Annotated in this window: 2 protein-coding genes and 1 pseudogene; all 3 read left to right on the top strand. The window is 70.9% G+C overall.

The window, feature by feature from the left end:
• Positions 1-28: 28 nt before the first annotated feature.
• On the top strand, positions 29-997 hold the full coding sequence (locus tag AOK15_RS40600; protein WP_055524206.1) for a complex I subunit 1/NuoH family protein: 969 nt from the start codon (positions 29-31) through the stop codon (positions 995-997).
• A gap of 2 nt (positions 998-999) precedes the next feature.
• Positions 1000-1680, top strand: a complete 681-nt coding sequence (locus AOK15_RS40595) for a NuoI/complex I 23 kDa subunit family protein (protein ID WP_055524204.1) — start codon at positions 1000-1002, stop codon at positions 1678-1680.
• Positions 1677-1901, top strand: a pseudogene (locus AOK15_RS40590) (NADH-quinone oxidoreductase subunit J); the annotation flags it as partial. The gene AOK15_RS40595 and the pseudogene AOK15_RS40590, both read left to right, overlap by 4 nt.

Below are 1901 nucleotides of genomic sequence, written 5' to 3'. Positions count from 1 at the left end.
CCCCCGAACCCCCCGCAGGAGGCCCGCGGTGAACGACGCCCTCGACGTCGCCCTGCGACTCCTGCTCGTCTTCGTCGTCTTCCTCACCTTCCCGCTGATCATCGGTCAGACGGAACACAAGGTGATGGCCCACATGCAGGGCCGCCTCGGCCCCATGTACGCCGGCGGCTTCCACGGCTGGGCCCAGCTCGTCGCCGACGGCGTGAAGTTCGCCCAGAAGGAAGACATCGTCCCGGCCGGCGCGGACCGCCGTATCTTCCAGCTCGCCCCCGCGGTCGCCCTCCTCCCGTACCTCCTCGTGCTCCTCGCCATCCCCATCGGCCCCGGCGAGGGCGCCGTCGGCGAGGTCATCGATGCGGGCATCTTCTTCGTCCTCGCCGTGATGGGCGTCGGTGTCCTCGGCTCCCTCATGGCCGGCTGGGCCTCCGCGAACAAGTTCTCGCTCCTCGGTGGCCTCCGCACCGCCGCCCAGCTCCTCGCCTACGAACTCCCGATGCTCCTGACGGCCGCCTCGGTGGCCATGGCGGCCGGCACGGTCTCCCTCGTCGGCATCCTCGACGCCTTCCAGTGGTGGTGGCTCCCCTGGCAGATCGTCGGCGCGATCGTCTTCTTCGTCGCCGGCCTCGCCGAACTCCAGCGCCCGCCGTTCGACATGCCCGTCGCCGACTCGGAGATCATCTTCGGCGCCTACACCGAGTACACCGGCCTCCGCTTCGCCCTGTTCCTGCTCGCCGAGTACGCCGGGATCGTCGTCCTGTGCGGCCTGACCACCGTGCTCTTCCTCGGCGGCTGGCACGGCCCTTGGGGCGCCGACGGCCTCGGCTGGGTCTGGACCCTGCTGAAGACCGCCGTCCTCGCCTTCATCGTCATCTGGCTCCGCGTCACCTACCCCCGGCTGCGCGAGGACCAGTTGCAGAAGCTCTCCTGGACCCTCCTCGTCCCCCTGTCCCTCGCCCAGATCGCCCTCACCGGCGTCGTCAAGGTGGTGATCCGGTAACCATGGCCCCCATCCCCGGCAGTGGTCTCGCCAAGGGCCTGGCCGTCACCCTCCGCACGATGACGCGGAAGACGGTCACCGAGCAGTACCCGGACGCCCAGCCGGAACTCCCGCCCCGCACCCGCGGCGTCATCGGCCTCTTCGAGGAGAACTGCACCGTCTGCATGCTCTGCGCCCGGGAGTGCCCGGACTGGTGCATCTACATCGACTCCCACAAGGAGACCGTCCCGCCCGCCGCCCCCGGCGGCCGTGAGCGCAGCCGCAACGTCCTCGACCGCTTCGCCATCGACTTCTCCCTCTGCATGTACTGCGGTATCTGCATCGAGGTCTGCCCCTTCGACGCCCTCTTCTGGTCGCCCGAGTTCGAGTACGCGGAGACCGACATCCGCGAACTCACCCACGAGCGCGACAAACTCCGCGAGTGGATGTGGACCGTCCCGGCCCCGCCCGCCCTAGACCCCGGCGCCGAAGAACCCAAGGAGCTCGTCGCCGCCCGCAAGACCGCCGAAAAGCTCGCCGCCACCCAACAGGCCGATCAGGCCGAACAGACCGCACAGACCGCACAGGCGGGACGCGCAGGGCAGTCGGGGCAGGCCGAGCAGGCCGGTTCGGGCGAGCGGGCCGGTTCGGGCGAGCGGGCGCCACAGGCCGAGCAGACGCAGCCGGGGGAGGGGAACGCATGAGCGTCACCGGCACCGCCGCCGTCGCCCTCGCCGCCACGCACCACCACCCCTCCCTGGCCGCCGTGGAGACCCGCGGCTTCCTCTCGCCGACCGGCGTCGAGATCGCCTTCCTCCTCGTCGGCCTGGTCACCTTCGGCGCCGCGATCGTCACCGTCACCACCCGCCAGCTGGTGCACGCCGCCCTCTGGCTGGTCGTGGCGCTCGGCGGTCTCGCCGTCGAG

The organism is Streptomyces ossamyceticus, from assembly GCF_001418475.1.
Taxonomy (GTDB): domain Bacteria; phylum Actinomycetota; class Actinomycetes; order Streptomycetales; family Streptomycetaceae; genus Streptomyces; species Streptomyces ossamyceticus.
Note: the sequence above shows the minus strand (reverse complement) of the source record. Positions and strands in the feature narration are given on the sequence as shown.

Bases quoted from the DNA above. Each gene is read 5' to 3' on its own strand.
- AOK15_RS40595 (WP_055524204.1), top strand. From the start codon at position 1,000: ATGGCCCCCATCCCCGGCAGTGGTCTCGCCAAGGGCCTGGCCGTCACC.